Below are 21,528 nucleotides of genomic sequence, written 5' to 3' on the forward strand. Positions count from 1 at the left end.
AAGGTTAGCCGGTCGAGCCCGCCTCACCCGCACTGATTCCCAACCCCCGTCGAGTTCTGATGTCTTCAAGCCCCTTGTTCGCCCGCACGGTCCCCGCCTTGCGCCGCGCCGTCGACAATCTCCGCAAGCGAAAGGCCACGATCGCACTGGTCCCGACCATGGGCGCGCTCCATGACGGGCATGTGTCGCTGGTCCGCCTCGCCAAGCGGCGCGCGAGTCGCGTCGTGGTGTCGATCTTCGTCAACCCGACGCAGTTCGCCCCGACGGAGGACTTCGGCGCGTATCCGCGCACCTGGAAGTCCGACATCGCCAAGCTCGCGGCCGAGGGCGTCGATGTGGTCTGGCATCCCGGCGTCGCCGCCATGTATCCGGAGGGCTTTGCCACCCGCATCGTGCCGGAAGGGCCGGCACTGGCCGGGCTCGAGGACCGCTTCCGGCCGCATTTCTTCGGCGGCGTCGCCACCGTCGTCGGCAAGCTGTTCACGCAATGCCGGCCGGATGTCGCGATCTTCGGCGAAAAGGATTTCCAGCAGCTGCGGGTGGTCACGCAGATGGCAGGCGATCTCGACCTCGGCGTCAGGGTGATCGGCTCCCGCACCGTGCGCGAGCGCGACGGACTCGCGATGTCCTCGCGCAACGTCTATCTCTCACCCGAGGAGCGGCAGACCGCCCCCACTCTTTACCGCGCCATGAAGGAGAGCGCGCGGCGGATCAAGGCCGGCGATGCCATCGCGCCGGCGATGGCGGGCGGCGCCGAGATGATCAAGGCGGCCGGCTTCGTGCTCGATTATTTCGAGGTGCGCCATGCGGCAACGCTGGCACCGGTCACCTCGCGCAAGGACGGCCCGTTGCGGCTCCTGGTCGCGGCCAAGCTCGGCAGCACACGGCTGATCGACAATATCGCGGTTTAGAGCAGGCCGAGATCGCGCAGCTCGCGCCGCATCGGCTCCGGCATCGCAGCGATCGAGCCTGCGGCGGACTTGCCGAGATCGGCCGGCACGGAATCGTCGGTGAGATAGCGCCAGCCCTGGAACGGGCGCATCGGCCGCGGCGATACCGAGATCACCTTCGGCTGCATTACGATCCGGCAGCGCCCGATGCCGTCCTTGTCGCGGAACGGCTCGATGCCGATGATCTTCTCCCGCGCGGCGATCTCGCCCTTGATCACCCAATAGAGCGAACCGCCCGCCAGGATCTCGGCGTCGCGCTTGGGCACCATGCGGGTGATGTGGATGTGACGTTGCGGCAGACCTTTCTTCTTGGCGGTCTGCATCCGTTCGGCGATCCACTCCTTCAATTCCTTGACGGAGTCGCAGCCGACGGCGAGCTTGATCAGATGTAGCGGCATGCCTCAGCATTAGCCGGGCAGCCACGCATTTGGAATGCCGATCTACTCGTTATCCGCAGCTGCGGGAGCGACCGTCGAGGCCGGCGGTGGCGCCAGCGGAACCGGTGCGGCGGTCGGCGCACGTGCGGCCTTCGGTGCCGGCGGCGGCTTCTTCGCGGCAGCCGGTGCGGCGGGAGCTGCGGCCTGCGCCGAGGTCGCTGCCGGTGCGCGCGGTGCGGGCGCTGCGGCTGCATTTGCAGCGGGTGCCGCCGGGCGCGTCGACGCCGTGGGCTCCGGATTCATGATGCTGACGGGCGGTGTCGACGAGGCGCTCGGGAACTCGGCATTGGTCGGCTTGCCCGTCGGCATCGACGGCGGCAATCCGGCCAGCGCAGCCGTGGCCGGCATCGCCAGCACGTTTGCGGGAGCATTCCAGGTCGGCGCATAGCGCGCGACCAGCGTGTCGTAGAGATGGGATTCCATGTTGGCAGCGACCTGCCGCTGGTCGGTCAGCGAGCGGAACGCGGCGCAGTCGAACTGCGTGCAGCCGTCGCGCGCGACCAGCACATGCGCGACGAGGCCGTAGCGGTCGCGCTCCAGCGATTTGCGCAGCGCCTTCATGTCGGTCGTCAGACTCTTCTCGGCCGCGGCGACGTCGCCGAGCGCGGTCAGCCGGTCGATCCTCGCAGCGGTGTGGGAGACGGCCGCAGCCGCCGCATCAGGCGCGCCGAACAGCGCCCGCTCGCAGCCAGCGGCGACGGTATCGCCGGCGAGATCGTCGAGACAGGACAGCGCAGGCAGGCTCGCCGTCACCGCAGCATGCGTCCGCAACTCCGCCGGCGCACCCTGCCCCTCCGATCCATAGAGGTGCATGGTGGTGGGCACCGTCACGGCGAGGGCGAGCAGCGTGACGACGGCAAGTGCGCCGTTGGCGACCGATCTGTCGGCGCGCAGCATCGTGACCAGCAGGATCAAACCGAAGAATCCGGCGGCTGCCAGCGTCATCCCCATCGAGAACGCCGGCGAGCGCCAGATTTGGTCGAGCGAAGTGGCCCATGCCCAGTTCATGCGCGACGTTCCCTCACGCGAGCAAAGCGCGGATGGTCAAAGCGAGCACCGCGAGTCGGCAACTGCCCCCGGCCCACCTTGTGAAGGTGAACCGGGCCTTTTAACGGCGAGAGGATACAATTTCCCCGGGAGGCGCCAGTGCGCTGATGGCGACAGTCTTCAGGAGAGCGCGAGCTGGCTTTCCTTGGCGACACGCTCGAAGGCTTCGGTCGAGCTCTTGATCCGGTATTGGCAATCGTCGCCTTCGGTCGGCAGGAGACGGATGATCTCATACGCGCCGCTGGCAGCCGGACGCGCGACGTTGCTGGCCGTGAACAATACGCGCGTTCCCACGGGGAATTTGTGCTTCAACACCCTCTCCATTACTCAAACAACGCCTGCCTCGCCCATGGTCCCACTGCGATGGCCGGCCGGAAACCCAGCTGCTGTATAGCATGCGGAAGGCCGTTTTGGCCAGCGCCATGCCCGCATGGCAAATGCGTAATTTTTGCAGTCTTTTCAGACTGATAACAACAGAGCGGGCGGGCCGGTGATACCGCCGGAGCGCCCGGTCCGGCGGACATGTCGCACCCGGTGTCGCAGCCTTGAGGGAATCGATGGCGGCGCCGGTCCGCGGCACAATTGGTGAGCCAGCACGCGGATCGGCCTCCCCCGTTCGGGCCAGCGATCAGGCGTCCTCGAACTTCGCGATGCGAAGCGTTTCGGCAAGGCCGTCCCGGGTCCATTCCTGGAACGCCGGCAGCGCCAGCATCGTCTCCATATACGCCTTGGTCTCGGGCGTGACCTCGATCGCGTAGGTGCGGAAGCGGTGCACGACAGGTGCGTACATCGCATCCGCCGCACCGAAGCGGCCGAACAGGAACGGTCCCCCCGCGCCGTAGCGCGTGCGGCATTGGCGCCAGATCTCCTGCACGCGCGCGATATTGGCCTTGGCGTCCGCCGACAGCGTCACGGGCCGCACGGGGCGGTGGAGGTTCATGCCGCATTCGTTGCGCAAGGCCATGAAGCCGGAATGCATTTCCGCGCACACCGACCGGGCGTGGGCGCGCGCGGCAACGTCGTCGGGCCAGAGCTTCTTCTCCGGATAACGCTCGGCGATGTATTCAATGATGGCGAGCGAATCCCACACCGTGATGTCACCGTCGACCAGCACCGGCACCTTGCCGGCGCGGCTGAAGGACAGGATCTGCTCCTTGTCGGCGGGATTGTCCGTGTAAAGCGGGATGACGGTCTCCACGAACGGGATGTCATTGGCGCGCAGCGCGAGCCAGGGCCGCATCGACCATGACGAGTAGTTCTTGTTGCCGATCGCGAGTTTCAGTGCAGCCATGTCAGCAGTCCTTCCCGAGGCGTCCTGGAGGGAGCCGCTTTTAGCGCCATCGCCTGCCCCCAATCAATCGTTGCTGCGTCTTGCCCTGCGTGGCAATCGTTGCGGCCCGCAAGGAGACGGACATGAGCAGGCACTGGGTCGACATCACCGCCGTCGGCTTCTTCATCGTCGAATGGCTGGTCTATGCGCTGACGCTGGAGCATTCGGTCTATGGACGCGACAGCCTGTCCGCGCGCATGAACCGCTATCGGGAAGTCTGGGTGCGCCGCCTGCTCGACCGCGACACCCGCATGGTCGACATGCAGATCATGGCCTCGCTCCAGAACGGCACCGCCTTCTTCGCCTCCACCAGCCTGTTCGCGCTCGGCGGCGCACTGGCGCTGCTGCACGCCACCAACGATGCGATCACGATCCTGAGCAAGCTGCCGGTCGATCTCAGCACGTCGCCGGCGATGTGGGAGCTGAAATGCGTTGGGCTCGTGCTGATCTGCGTCTATGCCTTCTTCAAATTCGCCTGGGCCTACCGCCTGTTCAACTACGTCGCGATCCTGTTCGGCGGCATGCCGCCGGCCGACCAGCGCGACACGCTGGAGGCCGAAGCCCACGTCATCCGCACCTCGCGCCTGTTCGAATCCGCCGGCCGCCACTTCAACCGCGGCCAGCGCGCCTTCTTTTTCGCGCTCGGCTATCTCGGCTGGTTCGTCAGCCCCTGGGTGCTGTTCGTGACGACGGCCGCGGTGGTGGTCGTGACCTGGCGCCGACAGTTCGCGTCGAGCGCGTGGGCCGCGATGGCGCCGGAGGTAGCGGATGGCGGGGAGACCAGGCGCGGTCATTGAAGCACTCGTGTTCCGGACAAGCGTAACGCGCCTAAGTTGCAGCGCGGAGCCGGGCACGGAGCGGAGTGTGGGTCATGCTTTCTCCACGTCATTGCGAGCGCAGCGAAGCAATCCAGAGTCTTTCCGCGGAGGGATTCTGGATTGCTTCGTCGCATCAGCGCAAAATTGCTACGCAATTTTGTCGCGAGCTCCTCGCAATGACGGAGTATGAGGCGGCAGGGTTGGCCCCTAATCAACGCTGTCATTCCCCGCGAAGGCGGGGAATCCAGTACGCGGCGGCGTCTCGATCAATCACTGCTGTCTCGGAGTACTGGATCGCCCGCCTTCGCGGACGATGACACTGAGTGTATGGCTATAGACACGGCTTCGCGGCCTCGCGGCTCAATTCGGCCCGAGCTTTGCTTGATCGCTCCACCCTCAAAACCCAAGAGGGCGCAGGGAAGGCCGGGTGCCGGCGGCACCCGCGGTCCGCTGCGCAAAAGGCACACGCAGAAAACCGCACAGCAGCATACAGGTGAAGCCCAACACACGGCCTTCCCTGCGCGATGGTCGGACGGCTTATGCCGCGCTCTCCCGGGAGCCGAGTTCCTTCTGGCCTCCCTCCCCCTCACGGAATTCACCGTCCCCGCGCCGGTTGACGCTAGTGCCGCATCCGCAAGAGCTTGACCGTAGCAACGACGGCCAGGACCACACGGTTTTGCCGTACGCACGGTTCGTTGGCGCCACAGGGTCCGACGGCGTTGTGCACCTTGCCCTCGGAATATGACGCGACGAACCTGACAGCGCCGCTCGTCCACGCGATGCGAAGGGCTCACGGAGAGCAATCCGCCCTGCCCTTGGCTTTCGCGCACGACGCTGCTGCGTCCACCGCAAGCCCGGCTCTGCGATCACACGACAACATGACCGCCCCTCAAGGGTGAGCCGGGATGGACATCACATACGCCGTTTCCGAATTTCGGTAAAGCGGAATATTTTTCCGAATCTGGATTGACTGAGGGCGACACACACACGCTACCCGCCGAAATCCCGTGGGCTGAACGGAAGATCCAACACCTTCCATTCTCCATATTTGTCGGCCGGCAGCATCTTGTAGGGCTGGCAGTTCTGAAGCGCACTCATGGCGGACTTGACGATGGCCACGCCCTTCGCGGATGGCGGAGCCGCCATCAGGATCGGCTCGCGCAACAGCGTGCCGTCGGTGGCGAAGACCGCGCGCAGCTTGATGTTGACGTTGTCGGTCGGAACGACCCCGGCCGGTAGCTTGGCGCAGCTTCTCAGATGACGGCGCAGCGCGGCGATGACCTCCGGGGGAAGCTTGGCGGCGATCGAATCCTTGGCGTCGCCGCCGTCGTCCTTGGAGGCGTCTTTCGGCAGCTCCGTCGGCAATTCGGGCGGCAGGCCGAGCATGACGCCGTATTTGACGGTGACGTCTGGCTGCGGCGTCTGGTAGGCCGGCGGCGGCACGGTCGTGGGCTGCTGCATCGCCTGTGACGGCAGCGGTTGCATGGGTGGCGGCTGCATCGGTTGCGGCGGCGGTTGCGGCATCGGTTGAGGCTGGGCCTGCGGGAGCTGTTGCGGCTGCGCCTTGGCCTCGCTCGGCTGCGGCGGCGAAGGCTGCGGCGGCGTCCGTTGCTCCGCAGAACGTTGCTGCTCAGAAGGTTGCGGCTCGGGCGAAGCCTGCGGCGATGGCGCGGCCTGCTGCTTGGACGCTGCTTCGGACTTGTCGGTGGAATCGAGCTTCGGCAGCTTCAGGTCGGGCGGCGGCTCCGGCTGCTTCTCCTTTGCCGCTTCCTGCTCCTTGATCTCCTCCTTGACCTGTTCGGGCGTGACGATGTCGACGGCCACGGTCTCGGTCGGCGCGGCATGAAACGGATGGACCTCGCTGATCACGATGATCAGCGCCACCAGCGTCAGATGCGCGATTGCGGACGCCGCAATGTCCGCCCGTATGATCTTCCGCAGTTCCATCGACCGATCTTGGGTTGCCGCCGCGGTCCTAGCATACCCCAGGCTCCCCTCAATCCCATTTCGGCGCGAAGCCGAAATCGGTCAGGCGGCCTTGCGGATTGGCGAGCGCGGCGACCCGGCCCATCTCGTCGTCCGACAGCTCGAAATCGAAGATTTCGATGTTTTCGGACAGGCGTTCGACGCGGGAGGTGCGCGGGATCGCAGCGACATTCTGCTGCACCAGCCAGCGCAGGCACACCTGTGCCGGCGATTTACGATGGGTGCGGCCGATCTCCGCGAGCGTCCGGTCGGTCTTGATGCGCCCCTTGGCGATGGGACTGTAGGCGACGAGGGCAAGGCCGTGCTGATCGCAGGCCGCCCTCACCTTCGCCTGGTTCAGATAAGGATGATATTCGACCTGGTTGCAGACGAGCGGCTCGGGTGACGACGCCACCGCCTGCTCGATCAGCGCCACCGTGAAATTGGAGACGCCGATGTGCCGGGTCAGGCCCATCGTCTTCGCATGCGACAGCGCGCCGAGCGTCTCCGCCAGCGGCACGTGCGAATTGGGCCAGTGCAGCAGCAACAGGTCGACGTTCGAAAGCCGCATGCGGGCAAGGCTCTCCTTGACCGAACGCTCGAGGTCATGAGGCGCGAAATGGTTGGTCCAGACTTTCGTGGTCAGGAAGATATCGTCGCGGCGCACGCCCGAGGCCCGCAAGCCGTCGCCGACCTCGCGCTCATTTTCATAGGCCTGCGCGGTGTCGATGTGGCGATAGCCGAGCCGCAGCGCCTGCTCGACCACGCGGGCGGCAAGCCTTCCGCTCAGCTCCCAGGTCCCCAGCCCGATCGCCGGAATCCTTGCACCATTGGCCTCGACGAACAGCATGAGGAATCCTCACTGTTGCGGCAGCCCCGAGATCATCCAGGCGACATTATGGACTCGGCCCATGACGCTGCCAACGATTGCGCAGCAGCCGGGGCCGGATTTCGGTGCAAGACTGATGGCAAGCCTAACGAGAGGTTCGCGTCAGACCTTGGCGAGCGCCTGGAACACCGTATCGGGCGCGTGTGCGATCACGGCGAGCAGCGCGCGGGCCGGTCCCCGCGGGGCGCGCTTGCCCTGCTCCCAGTTGCGGATGGTCTCGACGGGGACGCCGAGCTTTGCGGCGAATTCCATCTGGGTGAGGCAGGCTCGGCGGCGCAGATCGCGTACCGCGAGCGAGCTGGCAACCGCCGGCGCGGCATCGGCCGCCGGCTGGACCGGAAACTCCTGCCCGTCCCGCAATTCGACGATCCGTCCGTCCGCCTTCAGCCGCAACCGCATGCCCATTCCCCCAAGCACGGGGATGATGCGGCAGGTCGCTTAAGTTCGGATTAAAGATAGCTGACCGCACATGTGGTCTCGTGGCCCGGACGCACACCACGGTGCCGTGCAGCCGACTGGGTCCCGGTTCTGCGCAGCAACGCGAAGAGGCGTTTTGCAGCGCGCCCGGGACACGAGCGTGCGTCCTGCTACTTCAATCCGAACCAGAGCGTCGCGATGCCGAGGAAGGAGAAGAAGCCTACGACGTCGGTCACGGTGGTGACGAACGTGCCGGACGCCACCGCAGGGTCCGCCCTGACGCGGTCGAGCGCCATCGGGATCAGGATGCCGCCGAGCGCGCCGGCGACGAGGTTGCAGATGATGGCAAGCCCGATGACGATGCCGAGTCCCGGGATCTTGAACCAGGCCACCGCGGCGATGCCGGTGATCACGGCGAAGGCGAGACCGTTGACGAGGCCGACCAGCGCCTCGCGCATCACCACGCGCCAGGCGTTGAAGGAGCCGAGCTCGCGCGTCGCGAGCGCGCGCACCGCGACCGTCATGGTCTGGGTCGCGGCATTGCCGCCCTGGCTCGCCACGATCGGCGCCAGGACGGCGAGCGCGACCATCTTCTCGAGCTGCCCCTCGAACAGGCCGAGCACCGAGGACGCGAGGAAGGCGGTGGCGAGATTGACCAGCAGCCAGTTGAAGCGGCCGCGCGCGATGGTGAGAAACGTGTCCGACAGCTCTTCGTCGCTGGTGACGCCGCCGAGCGCCTTGAGGTCCTCGTCGGCCTCCTCCTCAATGACGTCGACGACGTCGTCGACGGTGATGACGCCGACCAGGCGGTCCTGGGTGTCGAGCACGGGTGCGGCGACGAGATTGTACTTGCCGAACATGCGCGCCACCTCCTCCTGGTCCTCCAGGACGGAGACGCGGCGGCGATCCTCGTCGGTGAGCTCGGTGAGCGGCACCGGGCGGCGGGCGCGCAGGAGCACGTCGAGCGGCACCGCCCCCTGCCAGTGCTGGTCCTTGTCGACGACGTAGATCTCGTAGAAGCGGTCGGGCAGATCCGGCGTCTCGCGCATATAGTCGATCGCCTGGCCGACGGTGAACTCCTGGGGCACGGCGATGAACTCGGTCTGCATCCGGCGGCCGGCGGAATTCTCCGGATAAAGCAGGCTGCGCTCGAGCGCGACGCGCTCCTTCAGCGGCAGCTTCTCGAGAATTTCCTCCTGGTCCTTGGCGTCGAGGGTTTCCAAGAGCTCGACCGCGTCGTCGGATTCGAGCTCGCGGACACCTTCCGCGACCGTCTCCGGCGGCAGCTCCTCGAGGATCTCCTCGCGCACGGCCTCGTCGACCTCGTTGAGCGCGGAGAAGTCGAAGTCGCGCCCGGTCAGCTCGACCAGGCGGACGCGGTCGTCGGGCTGCAATGCGCCGATGAGGTCGCCGAGGTCGGCCTCGTGCAGCTCCGCGACGATCGCGCGCAGCTGCGCCGAGTCTGCCGCCTCAATCGCACGCGCGATTTCCTCGACGAATTCGTGCCTGATATCGCCGTCCTCGTTGCGCATCGGCACGTGGTCGAGTACCGAATCCGCGGCGGATGGGGCAACGTCCATATGTTCATCCATGGCGCGCCTCGCCGTTCGACAGGTTGGATCAGATGGTCTGGGCTGACGGTCAGCCAATACCCACAAGCGAACTGCGAGCGCAATGACAAAGATGCCTCGGCCGCAATGGACCTCGATGGCGCTGGGCGCGGTGCTGGCCGGCGTCGTCTGCACGGGCACGCTCGAAGCCGCCGAGTGCCCGCGCAAGGACGCGCTCGGCACCTCGCGGGTGTTGAGCGTCGATGCCAGAACCACCCCGCGCGTGGGCCTGAAGAGCTTTCCGCAGACGCTGCCGCTCGCCGATCGCGAGGTCGTGCTGACCTTCGACGACGGGCCGAACCCGCCGACGACATCGAAGGTGCTGGCGGCGCTGGCGCAGGAATGCGTGCGCGCGACCTTCTTCCTGATCGGTCTGCACGCCTCCCAGCATCCGGACATGGTCAAGCGCATCGCGCGCGAAGGCCACACCATCGGCCATCACACCTTCTCGCATCCGTTCATGGCGCGGGTCCCGTTCGACAAGGCGAAGAGCGAGATCGACCGCGGCATCGCGGCCGACGAGATGGCGCTGAAGGGCGCCTCGACGACGACGCCCTCGACACCGTTCTTCCGCTTCCCCTATTTCGAATCGACGCCGGCGCTGCTCGACCTGCTCCAGACCCGCGGCATCGTGGTGTTCGGCGCCGACCTGTGGGCCAGCGACTGGACCGAGATCACGCCGGAGCAGGAATTGAAGCTCGTCACCGAACGCCTGGCCGCCGCGGGCAAGGGCATCATCCTCTTCCACGACTCCAAGGCGCGCACGGCGGCGATCATGCCGGCCTTCCTGCGGTATCTCAGGGAAAACAGCTATCGGGTGGTTCACATCGTGCCCGCGGGCACATCAAAGAATGCCGATGCGCGCTGATGCCGGAATGTCACGGCAGCGCAAAATGGGGTGATTTCGGGCCAATTAACACTCTGTTCATGCTACCCCGTCCAAATGGAGGGGGACTTTGTGACGGAAAGGGTGCTTCGCGCCTGAACCGTTTCCTGATGTCTCCGACCTACTTAGGCGGCAATCGCATATGGGGGCAGACGAAGGTTCATGATCGGAAGTGGCGTTGTTTTGCGGACGCGATCGTGGACCGCCCTTGGCCTATCCCTTAGCCTATCCCTTGGCCTGTCGTTGGGATTGCTGACCACCGCTTCTTCGGCGGCGCTCGCAGCCGACTGTCCGGGTCGCCCGGATGCGCTCGGCACGTCCCGGACCCTCGTGGTCGACCCGCGCGAGCATCCGCTGATCGGCACCATGCAGTACCGCGAGACGCTGCCGCTGAAGGACCATGAAGTGGTCCTGACCTTCGATGACGGTCCGATACCGAAATATTCCAACCAGGTGCTCCAGATCCTCGCGGACGAGTGCATCAAGGCCACCTTCTTCATCGTCGGCAACCAGGCCAAGGCCAATCCGGAAGGCGTGCGCAAGCTGGTCGCGGCCGGGCACACCGTCGGCACCCACAGCATGGACCATCCGCTGACATTCGACCGCATGCCGGTCGAGAAGGCCGAAGCCGAGATCAATGGCGGCATCGAATGGACCAAGGCCGCGATGACCGATCCGTCCAAGCTGGCGCCGTTCTTCCGCATTCCCGGCTTGATGCGCGCCGAAGGCGTCGAGAACCTGCTGATCTCCCGCGGCATCCAGGTCTGGAGCGCCGATTTCCCGGCCGACGATTGGCGACCCGTCTCGTCCGATCGCGTCTATCAGCTCGCGATCCAGCGGCTGGAGGCCAAGGGCAAGGGCATCCTGCTGCTGCACGACATCCAGGCCCGCACGGTGGCGGCGCTGCCAAAGATCATCCGCGACCTCAAGGCGAAGGGCTATCGCATCGTGCACGTGGTGCCGGCGACCGCCGACCGGCCGGCGACGCCGACGACGCCGGTGGAATGGCTGCTTCATCCGCCGACGGAGACGACGCCGATCGCGCGCTGGCCGCGCGTGCCGAACTTCGTGTTCGCACAGCCCAAGACGCTGCCGGCGCCCCTGCTCGCCGATCTCAATGCGCAGGCTGAGCATCAGTCGCTGCTGCCGCGCCGGACCAAGGGCCGGATGGACGTCGCATCCGTCCTGCCCGTGCCCGGCCGCGATCTGTTCGCGATCCCGGAGGGCTCGGTCGAGGTGCTGCTGTCGACGACATTGTCGCGGCGCGCCGCGACGCGGCTTGCGATGGCGGCGGAAAGGCCTCGTCTCGGCAAGGACAAGGTGGCAAAGGGCAAGACAGCCGGGTCGCAGGTCAAGCCGCAGGGCCACCGGACGGCGCATGCTGCGCATGGCACACCCAAGCACGCTGCACAGGCCGCCGGCGCTGCGCCGACAAGCATTTTGCCCAAGAGCGCCGCGCCGCGTCCGACCCGCGTCGCCAGCCTGAAGAAGCGTGCGTGAGTTCTACTGCCGCATGATGGCGGCAACGCAGAGCAGCACGATTAGCGCCAGGAAGAACAGGTCCATATAGGACTTGAGCTCGCCGTCGCGCCGCAGCCGCGCAACGTCGGCGACGACCTGCTTGCGCGCGGTGGTTCCGCCCGAACCGTCGTTGATCGGCGCCTGTAGCCGCCGCGTCTCGGCCTCCAGCCTCTCGATCTTCTGGAAGAAGTAGAACGCGCGCAGCGTCGAGGCCGCGCGCATGGCGGCATAGACCAGCACGAGGATCGCGAGGATCGCCCGGTTCGGATACTTCTCCATGAAGTTCAAGCTGAAATAGACCACCGCCATGAACGCGAAATTGGTGAGGAAGCGGTAGACGAAGCTGAGAAAAACCATGGTGGCTCGAGCCTTGAAGGGGTCGCGCAACGGAAGCGTAGCGCGCACGGGATCAGGGGCCCAGACCGGAACGGCCGGCCTGGAGTGCCGTGCGGGCGCATCTACGCCGAGTTTGTTTCAACAAAGATACTATCGCGCCGCAACTCGCCGCCTTTTAGCCACACGCGGCCATAATGCAAGCTGACGGCACGCGGCCGGCCCGCAACGGTTCAATGGCGATTTGGCTGAAGTCGCGATAGACTATCGACCGTCGCCACATGTGGGGTCTGCCGATGCCGAAGAAGGGAATCACGGGCCACGACGAATGGGTGCTGACCGAGGCCCTCGCGACCGCGCTGGTCGCGCTGGAGCAGCTCGCGCCGAAGCACCGGCCGAACGCGCATATGGACGACATCCGCAAGCTGCTCTCGAACGGTAAGGAGCCGGCGGCCGTGAGCCTGCACCTCGCGCAGGCCAAATGCCGCCTCTTCCCAGACCTCGACCCGCTGGAGATCTACCGGGAGTACGGCATCGGCGAGGAATATGGCTGACGCGGCGGATTAAGGACCGCCGGCAACCGATCCTGCGACCACCATGACCAGCGCGCCAAGATCGACCTTGCCGTTGACGGTCAGCTCCTCCGAGTCTTGCGCGGCGTCCGCGCCTTGAATCTTCAGCGCTTGGGGCCGGTCGGCCGCCTGCCGGTTCAATTCGTCGATGATGGCCTGTTTGAGCTTTTCTTCCAGCATGGGCTTCGTCCCTCAGGCCGCCATCGCGCGGCAGGATTGAGCGCAGGAGCGGCACATCGCGACGCATTCGTCCATGCCGCCGATCCGCTCGCAATCCTCGGCGCATTCGGTGCAGATTTCGGCGCATTCACCGCAGGTGTGCTTGTGATGCGGCGTGTTGATCAGCATGAAATGCGCGGCCGTCCGGCACATTTCGGCGCAGGCCATCATCAGGCGGAAGTGCTTCGGCTCGACGTGCTTGCCACCGGTCTCGAGGCAGTGGTTCATGGCCGTGCCAAGGCACGTCTGGTAGCAGCTCATGCAGAGGCCGATGCAGCGGGTCATGTCTTCGGATTGAGCCATCCGTTGTCTCCAGTTGCGCGTCACCCCTGTCCCGCCCAACCAAGGCTCTGCACTTCAGTTCGTTCCTGGTTCCGGTCGATTGTGACGTGTGGCTAGGCAAGACGCCGCGGCAAGCTATTGTGGATCGTGCAGGCGGCAATCGCGGCGTGGCCGAAGGCGACCGAGATCTGGTGCAGATCGGTGACGACGTCGCCAATGCCATAGAGACCCTCGATCGAGGTGCGCTGATGGTCGTCGACTTTCAGATGGCCATCCGAGGTGTGGTCGGCACCGAGAGCCGTCGCGAGCTGCGAACGGACTTCTGCGCCCATCACGGGATAAATCATGTCGAATTGCGCCGTGCGACCGTCCGCGAAGAGTGCTTCGACGCCCTCGCCTCTCCGCGCCAGTTGCAGCTCGGGCGCGAACACGATTCCGACACCCGCCTCGGACAGCTCCGAGGTGGCAGCTTTTGCGTCATCCGGCCCGATTGCGAGCAGCGTCACGTCTTGCGAGTAGCCACGCAGGAACAGCGCCTTGCCGGCAGCACGGTCGAGTGGGCCGACGACGCCAATATGGCGGCCGCGCGCCTCGAAGGCGTCGCAGATCGGACAGTAGCGCAGCAACCCGTCCGCGACCGCCGCGCGCCATTCGGCGAACGGCGGATGGGTGTCGACGATGCCGCAGGCGAGAATGACGGTGGCGGTGTCGTGCAAGCCGCCGTCCCATGTTGCACGGAAGCCGCGTTCATGCCGCTGCAGGGCTGTGACCTCGGACGTCACGCGCGTAACGGCGAGCTCCTCCAGTTGCGCCGACATGCGATCGATCAGCTCGGGGCCGGACAGGCCGTGGACGAACCCCGGGACGTTGTGACTGCGCGGGATCAGCGCCGCCCTGCTCGCACCGGCGTCCACGACGCAGACGCTGCGGCGGAAACGCGCGAGGTAGATCGCGGCCATCAGCCCGGCGGGGCCGCCCCCGACGATCAGGCAATCGAGCGGAGGCGCGCTGGTCATTTCGGGTTTGGATCCGCAAGGCGGGCGCCTGGGTCTTCTAGTTGCCCGCTCCGCGCCAGGCGAACCGCGTTGCCGAGCGCGCGCGCTGCATTCTGCACCTCCTGCCGGAATTCTCTGTCGTCATCGAGCGCGCGATGCGAGGTCGCATAGGGCTCCATGTAGCCGAGGTATCCGTCCAGCTCGGCGAAGCGGCCCGCTGAGATCAGCTGCATGTCGGTGAGCCAGTCCGACAAGGCGCGGCGCACGCCCTCGGCGCCGACGGCATCGCCGTGGACGACGAGGCCGAAATGGCGGCCAGCAAGATGGCGCGGATAGGACCAGCCCTTCAGCTCCATGGCCTTGGCCTCCGCGGCCTTCTTGCCGTGGGTCGAGGTCGGATCGGGATTGCCGCCGTCGGCGCAGACCATGCGGTCCATCATCGCCTTGAGGCCTGCAGGGACGTGATACCAGTTCACCGGTGTCACGATCAGGATGCCGTGCGCTGCGACCCAGAGCGGGTAGATCTCGTTCATCCAGTCGCCGGTCTGTCCCAGCGAATAGTTCGGATAGCAGCTGCACGGCCAGTGGCACAGCGGCATCGCGGTGCCGACGCAGGATTTGCAAGGGTGGATGTTCTTGCCGAACTCCGAGGCGAGCCGCGACAGATCGAGAAGGTCGACGGCAAATCCCATCTCGACGAAAACAGGCTCGGCCAGCTCGACAAGTCGCCAGGTTTTCGACATCTCGCCGGGACAGGTGTGCTCGCTGCGGGCCGAGCCGTTGATGATGAGAATGCGCGGGGTCTCGTCGGCATCGTCGTGCCGCCGCTGCGCTTCCAGGATCCTGGCGCGCGCGTCCAGCCAGTCGATGGCGATATCGTAGTCGGGATCAGCGAAGCCTGGCCCCGCCTTTCGCGTCTTCGGCGCCTTGCGCGAATGGCTGTAGGCGTCCCAGGCGGCGCCGACGATAGCATCGAGCTCGCGTTGCAACGGCGCAAAGGCGGGATCGACGAACCCGCTCCTGTAACGCCGCTCGAACTCCTCGCGCGACAGCTTGACGGGCGGCATCCCCTTGCGAACGTCGGCTTCCGTCATGCAGGCTCCTGGCGAAGTCGGTATCCGACCAACCCGGGGCGCTGCGCGCGGTTCCCAAGACCTATTGGCGCACGACGTCCTGCGGCGTATCGAAGCGCGCGATGCGCTGGTCGAGCCGCCACAGCTCGATGCGGTGGACAAGGACGAGCGCGGCGGCTTCACGCTTGGCCTGCTCGTCATTGTCGCAGACGAGATTGATGCATCCGAACACATGCCCGTCCGGATCGATCTGAAACGCGCGGTAGTGCTTGATGCTCCCCACTGTCAGTCTCCTCGTCTCGGGTAAACCGGTGCGCTCAGCCAGTCAGTCAGGTTCGACGTCACTTCATTCTGCTTGGCGCGTTGCAACAGAATCTCCCGCTCCTTGCCAGGCGGCAGGGCGAGCGCGCGCTCGCGAGCCTTCTCGGCGAATGTCGCGAGACGCTCCTGGAGCGATTGGGTCTGTTTCCTGCGGTTACGTTTGGCGGTCATTTGGACTTTCACGCTCATTGCGGTTGGAAAAGAGCTGGGCCCCGGCGGGAGGTTGGGCACCGGGGCCCGAGTCGCTTGTCGCTTGCCGAACGGGCGGCTCGGTCCGGCAACGTTCGTAGCTTCCGCCGCAACTTGCGGTTCCATCATTTCAATAAGTTAACGCCGCGTGATTTCGCGTCCGCGAGAGACGCTACCCGACTGCCGCTGCGCCGGAACCGAAATACTGATTCGTATGTTCAAGAACGAGTTGCGAGCACGACTTGAAGGAGGATCATCATGGCGAAAGCAGCATGGAAACGGCCGGGCTCACCGATCGGCCGCAAGGGACCACGTAAGGCCAATCCCGTGTACAAGCGCCGCGCGCGGCAACCTTGGTCGCCTGCGGATGTGAGCAAGCTGAAGCAGCTCGCGAAAGGCAACACGCCGACCGGCGTCATGAGCATCAAGCTTCAGCGCCCGGTCGCCGCTATTCGCAGCAAGGCCCAGCGCGAAGGAATTTCGCTGCGGCCGGTCAACCGCTCGCCCTACAATCGGCGAACCAAGTCCGCCAAGCGGCGTTGACACTTTGCACCGCCGGGTGACAACCGGACACAACGGGGAACGATGGACGTGGCGCTCATTTTTCCGGTTTCTGCCCACGACATCAGCGCATCGGTACGCGCCGACATCTAACCCGTTCCCGGCGCGTGCAGCTGGAGCGCGGACGGTGGACATCCCAGATCGCGATCAGGGCTCCTCGTTGTCCCGGCGAGCCTTGATCTCCGAGCGGAGCATGGCGCTATCCATGATGGCGACCCGCAAATCACTCACGGTCTCGCCGTAATGATTCATGAACAGCCGGTGCTGCTCCCGAAGGGCTTGGCTCTCTTCGATGGCGCGTATGGAGCGGGCTAACAGGGCGTCGGGCATCAGCCATCCTGCGACGGAGCGTGCCCATCCGCCCTCGCATAGGTTAGTTATTCCGAGCCGATTACTCAAAAAGATGCACTGACTAACTTGGATTGAAAGTTCACAAGTTCACACAACGCTGTTCAACTGCATGTGAATGAAAGCGCCTGCTGAAGCAGACGGCACGTCCATTGGACTAACCTATGTTAGTCGTCCAGCGAAGGATATGCCGGCCGAGTCGCCTCAGGAATCGGCCTCATCGCGGCGCTTCCGCCCCTCGATACAGCTGCAGATAGCTCGGCGAATACAGCGCCGCGTCCTTGAGGGCATCGAGATCTGGAATGGTGAGCGTCCGCTCGCGCAGCACGATGAGGCCCGTACCCCTTAGTTCCTGGACGGTGCGATTGAGATGGACCACCGACAGCCCGGTGGCGTCGGCAAGATCCATCTGCGTGATCGGCATGATGCAGGAATTGCCATCGACCATCCCGACCGGGCGAAGCCGCTCGAAGATCTCGCAGAACAGATGCGCCACGCGCTCCAGCGCGACGCGGCGGCCGAGATTGATCGCCCATTCGCGCTGAATGGCGTTGTTGACGAGGGTTTCGCACCAGAACGCTTCCGCAAGGGTGCGATCACTCGCCACTAGGCTTTCGAAGCGGGCGCGCTTGACCTCGGCATAAGTCACCGGCGTCAGCGTCGCGATGGAATGGTCCATCGTCGAGAGCAGGAATGCGTGCGCGTCGCAACTCTCGCCAGGGAAGATGAAGTTGACGATCTGGCGCCGACCGTCCTCCAGTGTCTTGTACCGACAGAGCCAGCCCGACAATACGACGCGGACGCTGTCGACGGCATCTCCTTCGGAGATCAGGTCCTCGGCCGACCCGGCGCGTTGCAAGCCCTCGATCATTGCGTATTCGAGCGAAGCGCGGGCCTCTGCCGACAGCGGCCTTAGCGCACTCAGCCGGCGAATGACCGGCTCCACCACCCTGCGATCGGACGACGACAACGACATCAGTCAGCCACTACCGGTGTATGGAATGTGCGCTTGCTGAGGGGGATCGTGATGGTGCATTGCAGTCCCGCGGCGTTATAGGCGAGCGTGGTCTGCCCCTTGAACTCAAAGGCCAGCGTGCGCTCCAGAAGCTCGGTGCCAAAGCCCTTCCGCGGGGGCGCCTTCGCGGGCGGCCCGCCCCGCTCGCGCCATTCGAACACCAGCTCTGCCGGCTCCCTGCTCTCGTCGATGCGCCAGGAGATCTCGATGCGCCCGCTCGGCTGACTTAAGGCGCCGTACTTCAGCGCATTGGTCGCGAGCTCGTGGATCGCAAGCGCGAAGGTCTCGGCCGCCTTGGGCTGGAAGCGCACCCTGGCGCCGGAGACCCGCATCTGCTCGCCCTCACGGGCATTGTAGGCGAGCAGCTCCTCCACCACGAGATATTCGAGATCGACGCCGCCTTCGGGATCGCGGGTCACCAGCGCCTGCGTGCGCGCAAACGCGTTCAGCCGGCCATCGAGATGGGAGGCGTATTCCTCGACGGTGGCGCTCGATTCCGCCGAGCGGCGGGCAATCGAGCGGACCACGCCCAGCGTGTTGCGGACGCGATGCTGGAGTTCGGCCAGCAACAGGCGCTGCCGCTCCTCGGCGCGAGTGATCGCGGTGACGTCGATGAAGGTGATGACGACGCCGGCGATGAAATTGTCGATGCTGCGATAAGGCAGGATGCGGACGATATAACGCGTGCCGCTGTCCGGCGCGCTCAGCTCGCGTTCGGCGCTCGCGAGCGTGCGCAGCACGCGGCGAACGTCGTCGTAGAGCTCCTCGATCGGGATGCGCGCCTTGATGTGCGCGATCGGGCGCCCCGCGTCGGTTTCCACGAGATGCAGGACCTGCGTGATCGCTGGCGTGAAGTTCATCACTCGAAGATCATTGTCGAGGAACACCGTCGCAATCTGGGTGCTTTCGAGGAAATTCTTGAGGTCGCTGGTGGCGCGCGTCAATTCCTGGACGCGGTGTGCCAACTCGCCGTTGACGGTGGTCAGCTCCTCATTGACCGATTGCAATTCCTCCCGCGAGGTTTCGAGCTCCTCGTTGGCAGACTGAAGCTCCTCATTGAGCGACTGATATTCCTCGTTCGAGGATTTGAGCTCCTCGTTCGTGCTCTCGAGCTCCTCGATGGTGGCCTGCAGGCGTTCGCGCGTGGCCCGCAGCTCGCTTTCGAGCCGCTCGACATGTTCGGTGCGAACCAGCGCGTTCGGATTGCTCTGGTCCCTCTCGACCGGCCGCACTGGCCCGTCCTTGAACAGCACCACGAAATTCCGGTGGCCGCCCGCGCCCTCCTGGATCGGCTCGACGGTGATGTCGACCAGCACGCGATGACCATTGACCCCGAGCTGCACCTGCTCGGCATGAGCGGGCTCGTTGGTCTCGGCGGCACGGCCGAGCGCGGCACGCAATTCCAGCCTGATGTCGCGATGTACGAGCTGGAGCAGGTCGAGGGTCGCGGTACCGGCCGTCGGTTCGATGTAGCGGCCCGTGCGGCCCGAGAAGTGCAGGATCTGGAAATTGTCGTCGGTGATGACATAGGCCGGCGCGTAACGTTCCGCGATGCGCTGGGCGCGACGTTCGAGCCCGACATCGGGTCCGAACGAGCGAACCGGCGGCACCTCGACCGGTGCCCTGCCAGCCGCGGTCGTAATCGGAAACTCCGGCGGCAACCGCGTTCCGGTCTCGAGCTTCTTGAAGATGCGGGCACGGCGGTCGACCGGCGCGAACAGCTTCGGGTGCCGCGTCACATTCTCGGAATTGCCAAGAAAGAGGTAGCGTTCCGGCAGCAGCGCGAAGTGAAACAGCGGGATCACCCGGTTCTGCAGTTCGGCGTTGAGATAGATCAGCAGATTGCGGCAGGAGATGAGGTCGAGCTTGGAGAACGGCGCATCCTTGATGACGTTATGCTGCGAGAAGATGCACATCTCGCGCAGCTCCTTGACCACGCAATAGGTGTCGCCCTCGCGCACGAACCAGCGCGCCAGGCGCTCGCCGGTCATGTCCGCCTCGATATTGGTGCGATAGCGGCCGACGCGCGCGGTCGCAAGCGCCCGTCCGTCGATGTCGGTGGCGAAGATCTGGACTTGCGGCGTGGAATCCATCCGCGCCATGTGTTCGCGCAGGAGGATGCCGATCGAATAGGCTTCCTCGCCGGTGGCGCAGCCGAGCACCCAAACGCGCACCTGCTGGCCCGCGCCCTTGTTCTCGAAGATCTTCGGGATGATCTGGGTCTCCAGCACCTCGAATTCGCGCTTGTCGCGAAAGAATTCGGTGACGCCGATCAACAGATCGTTGAAGAGGTGCAGCGTCTCGTCCTTGTCGTTCCGCAGGAAATCGACATAGGCCGGGATCTCGTCGATCTGCACGACCTGCATGCGCCGCTGCACGCGGCGCAGGAACGTGTTCTGCTTGTAACCGTGGAAATCGTTGCCGGTCTTGTTGCGCAGGATGTCGGCGATGCGCGACAGCGAGGTCGCGGCCGCGGCCAGCACCTCGTCGAAGCCCTGCTTTTCCTCCAGGCGGCGCAGGTGACGGGCATAGACCTGGATGTGCTCAGGAATGTCCTCCGGAGGCAGCACGTAGTCGGCGATGGCGGCGGGCGTGTTGCCGTCGACGAGGTGATCGGCCTCCTCGGGGCCTGCGACCTTTTCGGCGATGGCGAGGCCACCATGGTCCTTCAGCGTCGCCGTGCCGAGCGTGCCGTCGCCACCGGTACCGGCGAGGATGACGCCGATGGATTGCTCGGCGCGTTCTTCGGCCAGCGAGACCAGGAAGCTGTCGATGGTGGCGCGCTCGCCCGGTGCCTGCTCGGCCTTGCGGATGGCGAAGCGATCCCCCTGGATCGTGGTGATCATCGCCGGCGGACACAGATAAATCGTGCCGCCTTCGATCGCATGGCCGTCCCGGATGTCGGTGAGCTTACCGCCGTTAGATCCCTGTAAGAGCCCGCGCAGCCGCGGCTCGTCAAAGGCCTCGTGGTGCTGAAGCGCCAGCACGATGGCCTGATCGGCTGCTACGGTCAGCTTGGCAAAGAAGCGTTCTATGCTGTCCAGGGCGCCTGGTGAGGCACCGACGCCAATGATCAGCGGGGCCTTGACCTGGCGCTCTGCATCGACCGTCTGGTCGCTGACTTCATTCATGACTCGGGTAGCTCTCTTTGGCTCACCGGGACCGACCGCCGCCCGGCTCCTGCCAATAGCAGAATTCAATATTATCCCAACAGATCAAAGGCGAAAATGTCCCGCAGCTCCTGCCGATTTACGGGCTTAGCGTTGTCAGCTTAGGCCCGAGGGTCCATACTCCCCGTTAGCGCAGGAACTTGTCATGCCCATGTCCGAAGAGCTCGCGGCTTTGATCCGCCGGGCCGAGGAGGCGACCGAGACCGCGCGCCGGCTGCTCGACGAGAACGATCGCTGGCGCCGCCGCGTGGAGGCGCAGCTCACGCACATGTTCGAGCTCGGCGCCGAGGTCAGGCGGCCGGTCCGCCCGGCGGCTCCGAATCAACCTGCTGCCGAAGATAGATGATGCGCTCTTTGATCAAGATGCGGTGGCGCTCCCACTCGATCAATGTCTGCCTGAGCAGGCCGACCAGCCGCTCCGCTTGGCGCGTGTCGTGGCCGTCTGCCATGAGGTCACGTATGCGCTCTTCCTGATCGCGGACGCGCTGCGCGCCCTCGTCGATATCCTTGTCGGCCTTGACCAGCAGGCGCTGCTCGGCATCAAGCTGCTCGGTCCATTCGGCAAGTGTCGTGGCCATGG

General features: G+C 65.3%; 26 protein-coding genes. 7 read left to right on the top strand and 19 right to left on the bottom strand.

Annotation, left to right across the window (positions count from 1 at the left end; all coding sequences use genetic code 11):
* Nucleotides 1-59 precede the first annotated feature (59 nt).
* The gene (panC, locus tag BCCGELA001_RS21940; RefSeq protein ID WP_060736302.1) at nucleotides 60-911 is read left to right on the top strand and encodes a pantoate--beta-alanine ligase; all 852 of its coding nucleotides are present in this window, start codon (nucleotides 60-62) and stop codon (nucleotides 909-911) included.
* On the opposite strand, the gene BCCGELA001_RS21945 is transcribed toward panC, so the two are convergent.
* The 4 genes from BCCGELA001_RS21945 to BCCGELA001_RS21960 form a co-directional block, all read right to left on the bottom strand.
* Nucleotides 908-1,348 carry a DUF1489 family protein gene (locus BCCGELA001_RS21945; RefSeq protein WP_060736303.1) on the bottom strand — a complete coding sequence of 147 codons (441 nt, stop codon included), beginning with the start codon at nucleotides 1,346-1,348 and terminating at the stop codon, nucleotides 908-910. The genes panC and BCCGELA001_RS21945 overlap by 4 nt on opposite strands.
* Before the next feature lie 42 nt (nucleotides 1,349-1,390).
* Entirely contained in the window at nucleotides 1,391-2,395 is a 1,005-nt protein-coding gene (locus tag BCCGELA001_RS21950) for a hypothetical protein (protein WP_060736304.1), read from the bottom strand.
* A gap of 159 nt (nucleotides 2,396-2,554) precedes the next feature.
* The gene (locus BCCGELA001_RS21955; protein WP_128926196.1) at nucleotides 2,555-2,758 is read right to left on the bottom strand and encodes a hypothetical protein; all 204 of its coding nucleotides are present in this window, start codon (nucleotides 2,756-2,758) and stop codon (nucleotides 2,555-2,557) included.
* Nucleotides 2,759-3,062: 304 nt separating this feature from the next.
* Nucleotides 3,063-3,725, bottom strand: coding sequence for a glutathione S-transferase family protein (locus BCCGELA001_RS21960; RefSeq protein ID WP_008548715.1), 663 nt, complete (start codon nucleotides 3,723-3,725; stop codon nucleotides 3,063-3,065).
* Nucleotides 3,726-3,847: 122 nt separating this feature from the next.
* Here BCCGELA001_RS21960 and BCCGELA001_RS21965 point away from each other — a divergent pair, with 122 nt between their 5' ends.
* The gene (locus BCCGELA001_RS21965) at nucleotides 3,848-4,561 is read left to right on the top strand and encodes a DUF599 domain-containing protein (RefSeq protein ID WP_060737773.1); all 714 of its coding nucleotides are present in this window, start codon (nucleotides 3,848-3,850) and stop codon (nucleotides 4,559-4,561) included.
* A gap of 1,011 nt (nucleotides 4,562-5,572) precedes the next feature.
* On the opposite strand, the gene BCCGELA001_RS21970 is transcribed toward BCCGELA001_RS21965, so the two are convergent.
* From BCCGELA001_RS21970 to mgtE, 4 genes are all read right to left on the bottom strand, one after another.
* Entirely contained in the window at nucleotides 5,573-6,529 is a 957-nt protein-coding gene (locus BCCGELA001_RS21970; protein ID WP_060736305.1) for a hypothetical protein, read from the bottom strand.
* Between the two features lie 49 nt (nucleotides 6,530-6,578).
* Complete coding sequence (locus BCCGELA001_RS21975; RefSeq protein ID WP_008548730.1) at nucleotides 6,579-7,397, bottom strand: aldo/keto reductase; 819 nt, start codon at nucleotides 7,395-7,397, stop codon at nucleotides 6,579-6,581.
* A gap of 141 nt (nucleotides 7,398-7,538) precedes the next feature.
* Nucleotides 7,539-7,841, bottom strand: a complete 303-nt coding sequence (locus tag BCCGELA001_RS21980) for a helix-turn-helix domain-containing protein (RefSeq protein ID WP_008548733.1) — start codon at nucleotides 7,839-7,841, stop codon at nucleotides 7,539-7,541.
* Between the two features lie 182 nt (nucleotides 7,842-8,023).
* Nucleotides 8,024-9,445, bottom strand: coding sequence for a magnesium transporter (gene mgtE / locus BCCGELA001_RS21985; protein WP_060736306.1), 1,422 nt, complete (start codon nucleotides 9,443-9,445; stop codon nucleotides 8,024-8,026).
* Nucleotides 9,446-9,560: 115 nt separating this feature from the next.
* Here mgtE and BCCGELA001_RS21990 point away from each other — a divergent pair, with 115 nt between their 5' ends.
* Nucleotides 9,561-10,331 (top strand): polysaccharide deacetylase family protein, encoded by a 771-nt coding sequence (locus BCCGELA001_RS21990; protein ID WP_060736307.1) that lies wholly within the window; start codon nucleotides 9,561-9,563, stop codon nucleotides 10,329-10,331.
* A 180-nt stretch (nucleotides 10,332-10,511) separates the two neighbouring features.
* Nucleotides 10,512-11,849 carry a polysaccharide deacetylase family protein gene (locus BCCGELA001_RS21995; protein WP_060736308.1) on the top strand — a complete coding sequence of 446 codons (1,338 nt, stop codon included), beginning with the start codon at nucleotides 10,512-10,514 and terminating at the stop codon, nucleotides 11,847-11,849.
* A 3-nt stretch (nucleotides 11,850-11,852) separates the two neighbouring features.
* Here the strand turns inward: BCCGELA001_RS21995 and BCCGELA001_RS22000 are convergent, their stop codons facing one another.
* The gene (locus BCCGELA001_RS22000; RefSeq protein ID WP_060736309.1) at nucleotides 11,853-12,227 is read right to left on the bottom strand and encodes a hypothetical protein; all 375 of its coding nucleotides are present in this window, start codon (nucleotides 12,225-12,227) and stop codon (nucleotides 11,853-11,855) included.
* Nucleotides 12,228-12,499: 272 nt separating this feature from the next.
* Here BCCGELA001_RS22000 and BCCGELA001_RS38175 point away from each other — a divergent pair, with 272 nt between their 5' ends.
* Nucleotides 12,500-12,757 carry a hypothetical protein gene (locus BCCGELA001_RS38175; protein WP_193409732.1) on the top strand — a complete coding sequence of 86 codons (258 nt, stop codon included), beginning with the start codon at nucleotides 12,500-12,502 and terminating at the stop codon, nucleotides 12,755-12,757.
* Nucleotides 12,758-12,766: 9 nt separating this feature from the next.
* Here the strand turns inward: BCCGELA001_RS38175 and BCCGELA001_RS22010 are convergent, their stop codons facing one another.
* The 6 genes from BCCGELA001_RS22010 to BCCGELA001_RS22035 form a co-directional block, all read right to left on the bottom strand.
* The gene (locus BCCGELA001_RS22010) at nucleotides 12,767-12,955 is read right to left on the bottom strand and encodes a hypothetical protein (RefSeq protein ID WP_008548775.1); all 189 of its coding nucleotides are present in this window, start codon (nucleotides 12,953-12,955) and stop codon (nucleotides 12,767-12,769) included.
* 12 nt (nucleotides 12,956-12,967) lie between these two features.
* A complete protein-coding gene (locus BCCGELA001_RS22015) occupies nucleotides 12,968-13,297 on the bottom strand; it encodes a four-helix bundle copper-binding protein (protein ID WP_060736310.1) in 330 nt (109 codons plus the stop codon).
* Between the two features lie 92 nt (nucleotides 13,298-13,389).
* The gene (locus tag BCCGELA001_RS22020) at nucleotides 13,390-14,292 is read right to left on the bottom strand and encodes an NAD(P)/FAD-dependent oxidoreductase (protein WP_008548778.1); all 903 of its coding nucleotides are present in this window, start codon (nucleotides 14,290-14,292) and stop codon (nucleotides 13,390-13,392) included.
* Complete coding sequence (locus tag BCCGELA001_RS22025; protein ID WP_008548780.1) at nucleotides 14,289-15,365, bottom strand: flavodoxin family protein; 1,077 nt, start codon at nucleotides 15,363-15,365, stop codon at nucleotides 14,289-14,291. Before BCCGELA001_RS22025 ends, BCCGELA001_RS22020 begins: the two co-directional genes overlap by 4 nt.
* Before the next feature lie 61 nt (nucleotides 15,366-15,426).
* Nucleotides 15,427-15,627, bottom strand: coding sequence for a hypothetical protein (locus BCCGELA001_RS22030; protein ID WP_008548782.1), 201 nt, complete (start codon nucleotides 15,625-15,627; stop codon nucleotides 15,427-15,429).
* A 2-nt stretch (nucleotides 15,628-15,629) separates the two neighbouring features.
* Nucleotides 15,630-15,836 (bottom strand): hypothetical protein, encoded by a 207-nt coding sequence (locus tag BCCGELA001_RS22035; RefSeq protein WP_060737774.1) that lies wholly within the window; start codon nucleotides 15,834-15,836, stop codon nucleotides 15,630-15,632.
* Between the two features lie 276 nt (nucleotides 15,837-16,112).
* Here BCCGELA001_RS22035 and BCCGELA001_RS22040 point away from each other — a divergent pair, with 276 nt between their 5' ends.
* Entirely contained in the window at nucleotides 16,113-16,397 is a 285-nt protein-coding gene (locus BCCGELA001_RS22040) for a hypothetical protein (RefSeq protein ID WP_008548786.1), read from the top strand.
* 165 nt (nucleotides 16,398-16,562) lie between these two features.
* Here the strand turns inward: BCCGELA001_RS22040 and BCCGELA001_RS22045 are convergent, their stop codons facing one another.
* The 3 genes from BCCGELA001_RS22045 to BCCGELA001_RS22055 all read right to left on the bottom strand — a co-directional run bounded on the left by BCCGELA001_RS22045 (nucleotide 16,563) and on the right by BCCGELA001_RS22055 (nucleotide 20,909).
* A complete protein-coding gene (locus tag BCCGELA001_RS22045) occupies nucleotides 16,563-16,745 on the bottom strand; it encodes a hypothetical protein (RefSeq protein ID WP_008548789.1) in 183 nt (60 codons plus the stop codon).
* A 235-nt stretch (nucleotides 16,746-16,980) separates the two neighbouring features.
* The gene (locus BCCGELA001_RS22050) at nucleotides 16,981-17,739 is read right to left on the bottom strand and encodes a Crp/Fnr family transcriptional regulator (protein WP_060736311.1); all 759 of its coding nucleotides are present in this window, start codon (nucleotides 17,737-17,739) and stop codon (nucleotides 16,981-16,983) included.
* Entirely contained in the window at nucleotides 17,739-20,909 is a 3,171-nt protein-coding gene (locus BCCGELA001_RS22055) for a CheR family methyltransferase (RefSeq protein ID WP_060736312.1), read from the bottom strand. The genes BCCGELA001_RS22050 and BCCGELA001_RS22055 overlap by 1 nt, the downstream gene beginning before the upstream one ends.
* A gap of 184 nt (nucleotides 20,910-21,093) precedes the next feature.
* Here BCCGELA001_RS22055 and BCCGELA001_RS37265 point away from each other — a divergent pair, with 184 nt between their 5' ends.
* Complete coding sequence (locus BCCGELA001_RS37265) at nucleotides 21,094-21,294, top strand: hypothetical protein (protein WP_144441411.1); 201 nt, start codon at nucleotides 21,094-21,096, stop codon at nucleotides 21,292-21,294.
* On the opposite strand, the gene BCCGELA001_RS22065 is transcribed toward BCCGELA001_RS37265, so the two are convergent.
* On the bottom strand, nucleotides 21,239-21,526 hold the full coding sequence (locus BCCGELA001_RS22065; RefSeq protein WP_008548805.1) for a hypothetical protein: 288 nt from the start codon (nucleotides 21,524-21,526) through the stop codon (nucleotides 21,239-21,241). The genes BCCGELA001_RS37265 and BCCGELA001_RS22065 overlap by 56 nt on opposite strands.
* Nucleotides 21,527-21,528 lie beyond the last annotated feature (2 nt).

Origin of the sequence: Bradyrhizobium sp. CCGE-LA001 (assembly GCF_000296215.2) — a bacterium.
Classification (GTDB): Bacteria; Pseudomonadota; Alphaproteobacteria; order Rhizobiales; family Xanthobacteraceae; genus Bradyrhizobium.

What these genes read in the sequence shown, in the direction of transcription:
- panC (WP_060736302.1), top strand. Translation starts at nt 60, where the DNA reads ATGTCTTCAAGCCCCTTGTTCGCCCGCACGGTCCCCGCCTTGCGCCGC.
- BCCGELA001_RS21945 (WP_060736303.1), bottom strand. Translation starts at nt 1,348, where the DNA reads ATGCCGCTACATCTGATCAAGCTCGCCGTCGGCTGCGACTCCGTCAAG.
- BCCGELA001_RS21950 (WP_060736304.1), bottom strand. Translation starts at nt 2,395, where the DNA reads ATGAACTGGGCATGGGCCACTTCGCTCGACCAAATCTGGCGCTCGCCG.
- BCCGELA001_RS21955 (WP_128926196.1), bottom strand. Translation starts at nt 2,758, where the DNA reads ATGGAGAGGGTGTTGAAGCACAAATTCCCCGTGGGAACGCGCGTATTG.
- BCCGELA001_RS21960 (WP_008548715.1), bottom strand. Translation starts at nt 3,725, where the DNA reads ATGGCTGCACTGAAACTCGCGATCGGCAACAAGAACTACTCGTCATGG.
- BCCGELA001_RS21965 (WP_060737773.1), top strand. Translation starts at nt 3,848, where the DNA reads ATGAGCAGGCACTGGGTCGACATCACCGCCGTCGGCTTCTTCATCGTC.
- BCCGELA001_RS21970 (WP_060736305.1), bottom strand. Translation starts at nt 6,529, where the DNA reads ATGGAACTGCGGAAGATCATACGGGCGGACATTGCGGCGTCCGCAATC.
- BCCGELA001_RS21975 (WP_008548730.1), bottom strand. Translation starts at nt 7,397, where the DNA reads ATGCTGTTCGTCGAGGCCAATGGTGCAAGGATTCCGGCGATCGGGCTG.
- BCCGELA001_RS21980 (WP_008548733.1), bottom strand. Translation starts at nt 7,841, where the DNA reads ATGGGCATGCGGTTGCGGCTGAAGGCGGACGGACGGATCGTCGAATTG.
- mgtE (WP_060736306.1), bottom strand. Translation starts at nt 9,445, where the DNA reads ATGGATGAACATATGGACGTTGCCCCATCCGCCGCGGATTCGGTACTC.
- BCCGELA001_RS21990 (WP_060736307.1), top strand. Translation starts at nt 9,561, where the DNA reads ATGGCGCTGGGCGCGGTGCTGGCCGGCGTCGTCTGCACGGGCACGCTC.
- BCCGELA001_RS21995 (WP_060736308.1), top strand. Translation starts at nt 10,512, where the DNA reads ATGATCGGAAGTGGCGTTGTTTTGCGGACGCGATCGTGGACCGCCCTT.
- BCCGELA001_RS22000 (WP_060736309.1), bottom strand. Translation starts at nt 12,227, where the DNA reads ATGGTTTTTCTCAGCTTCGTCTACCGCTTCCTCACCAATTTCGCGTTC.
- BCCGELA001_RS38175 (WP_193409732.1), top strand. Translation starts at nt 12,500, where the DNA reads ATGCCGAAGAAGGGAATCACGGGCCACGACGAATGGGTGCTGACCGAG.
- BCCGELA001_RS22010 (WP_008548775.1), bottom strand. Translation starts at nt 12,955, where the DNA reads ATGCTGGAAGAAAAGCTCAAACAGGCCATCATCGACGAATTGAACCGG.
- BCCGELA001_RS22015 (WP_060736310.1), bottom strand. Translation starts at nt 13,297, where the DNA reads ATGGCTCAATCCGAAGACATGACCCGCTGCATCGGCCTCTGCATGAGC.
- BCCGELA001_RS22020 (WP_008548778.1), bottom strand. Translation starts at nt 14,292, where the DNA reads ATGACCAGCGCGCCTCCGCTCGATTGCCTGATCGTCGGGGGCGGCCCC.
- BCCGELA001_RS22025 (WP_008548780.1), bottom strand. Translation starts at nt 15,365, where the DNA reads ATGACGGAAGCCGACGTTCGCAAGGGGATGCCGCCCGTCAAGCTGTCG.
- BCCGELA001_RS22035 (WP_060737774.1), bottom strand. Translation starts at nt 15,836, where the DNA reads ATGACCGCCAAACGTAACCGCAGGAAACAGACCCAATCGCTCCAGGAG.
- BCCGELA001_RS22040 (WP_008548786.1), top strand. Translation starts at nt 16,113, where the DNA reads ATGGCGAAAGCAGCATGGAAACGGCCGGGCTCACCGATCGGCCGCAAG.
- BCCGELA001_RS22045 (WP_008548789.1), bottom strand. Translation starts at nt 16,745, where the DNA reads ATGCCCGACGCCCTGTTAGCCCGCTCCATACGCGCCATCGAAGAGAGC.
- BCCGELA001_RS22050 (WP_060736311.1), bottom strand. Translation starts at nt 17,739, where the DNA reads ATGTCGTTGTCGTCGTCCGATCGCAGGGTGGTGGAGCCGGTCATTCGC.
- BCCGELA001_RS22055 (WP_060736312.1), bottom strand. Translation starts at nt 20,909, where the DNA reads ATGAATGAAGTCAGCGACCAGACGGTCGATGCAGAGCGCCAGGTCAAG.
- BCCGELA001_RS37265 (WP_144441411.1), top strand. Translation starts at nt 21,094, where the DNA reads ATGCCCATGTCCGAAGAGCTCGCGGCTTTGATCCGCCGGGCCGAGGAG.
- BCCGELA001_RS22065 (WP_008548805.1), bottom strand. Translation starts at nt 21,526, where the DNA reads ATGGCCACGACACTTGCCGAATGGACCGAGCAGCTTGATGCCGAGCAG.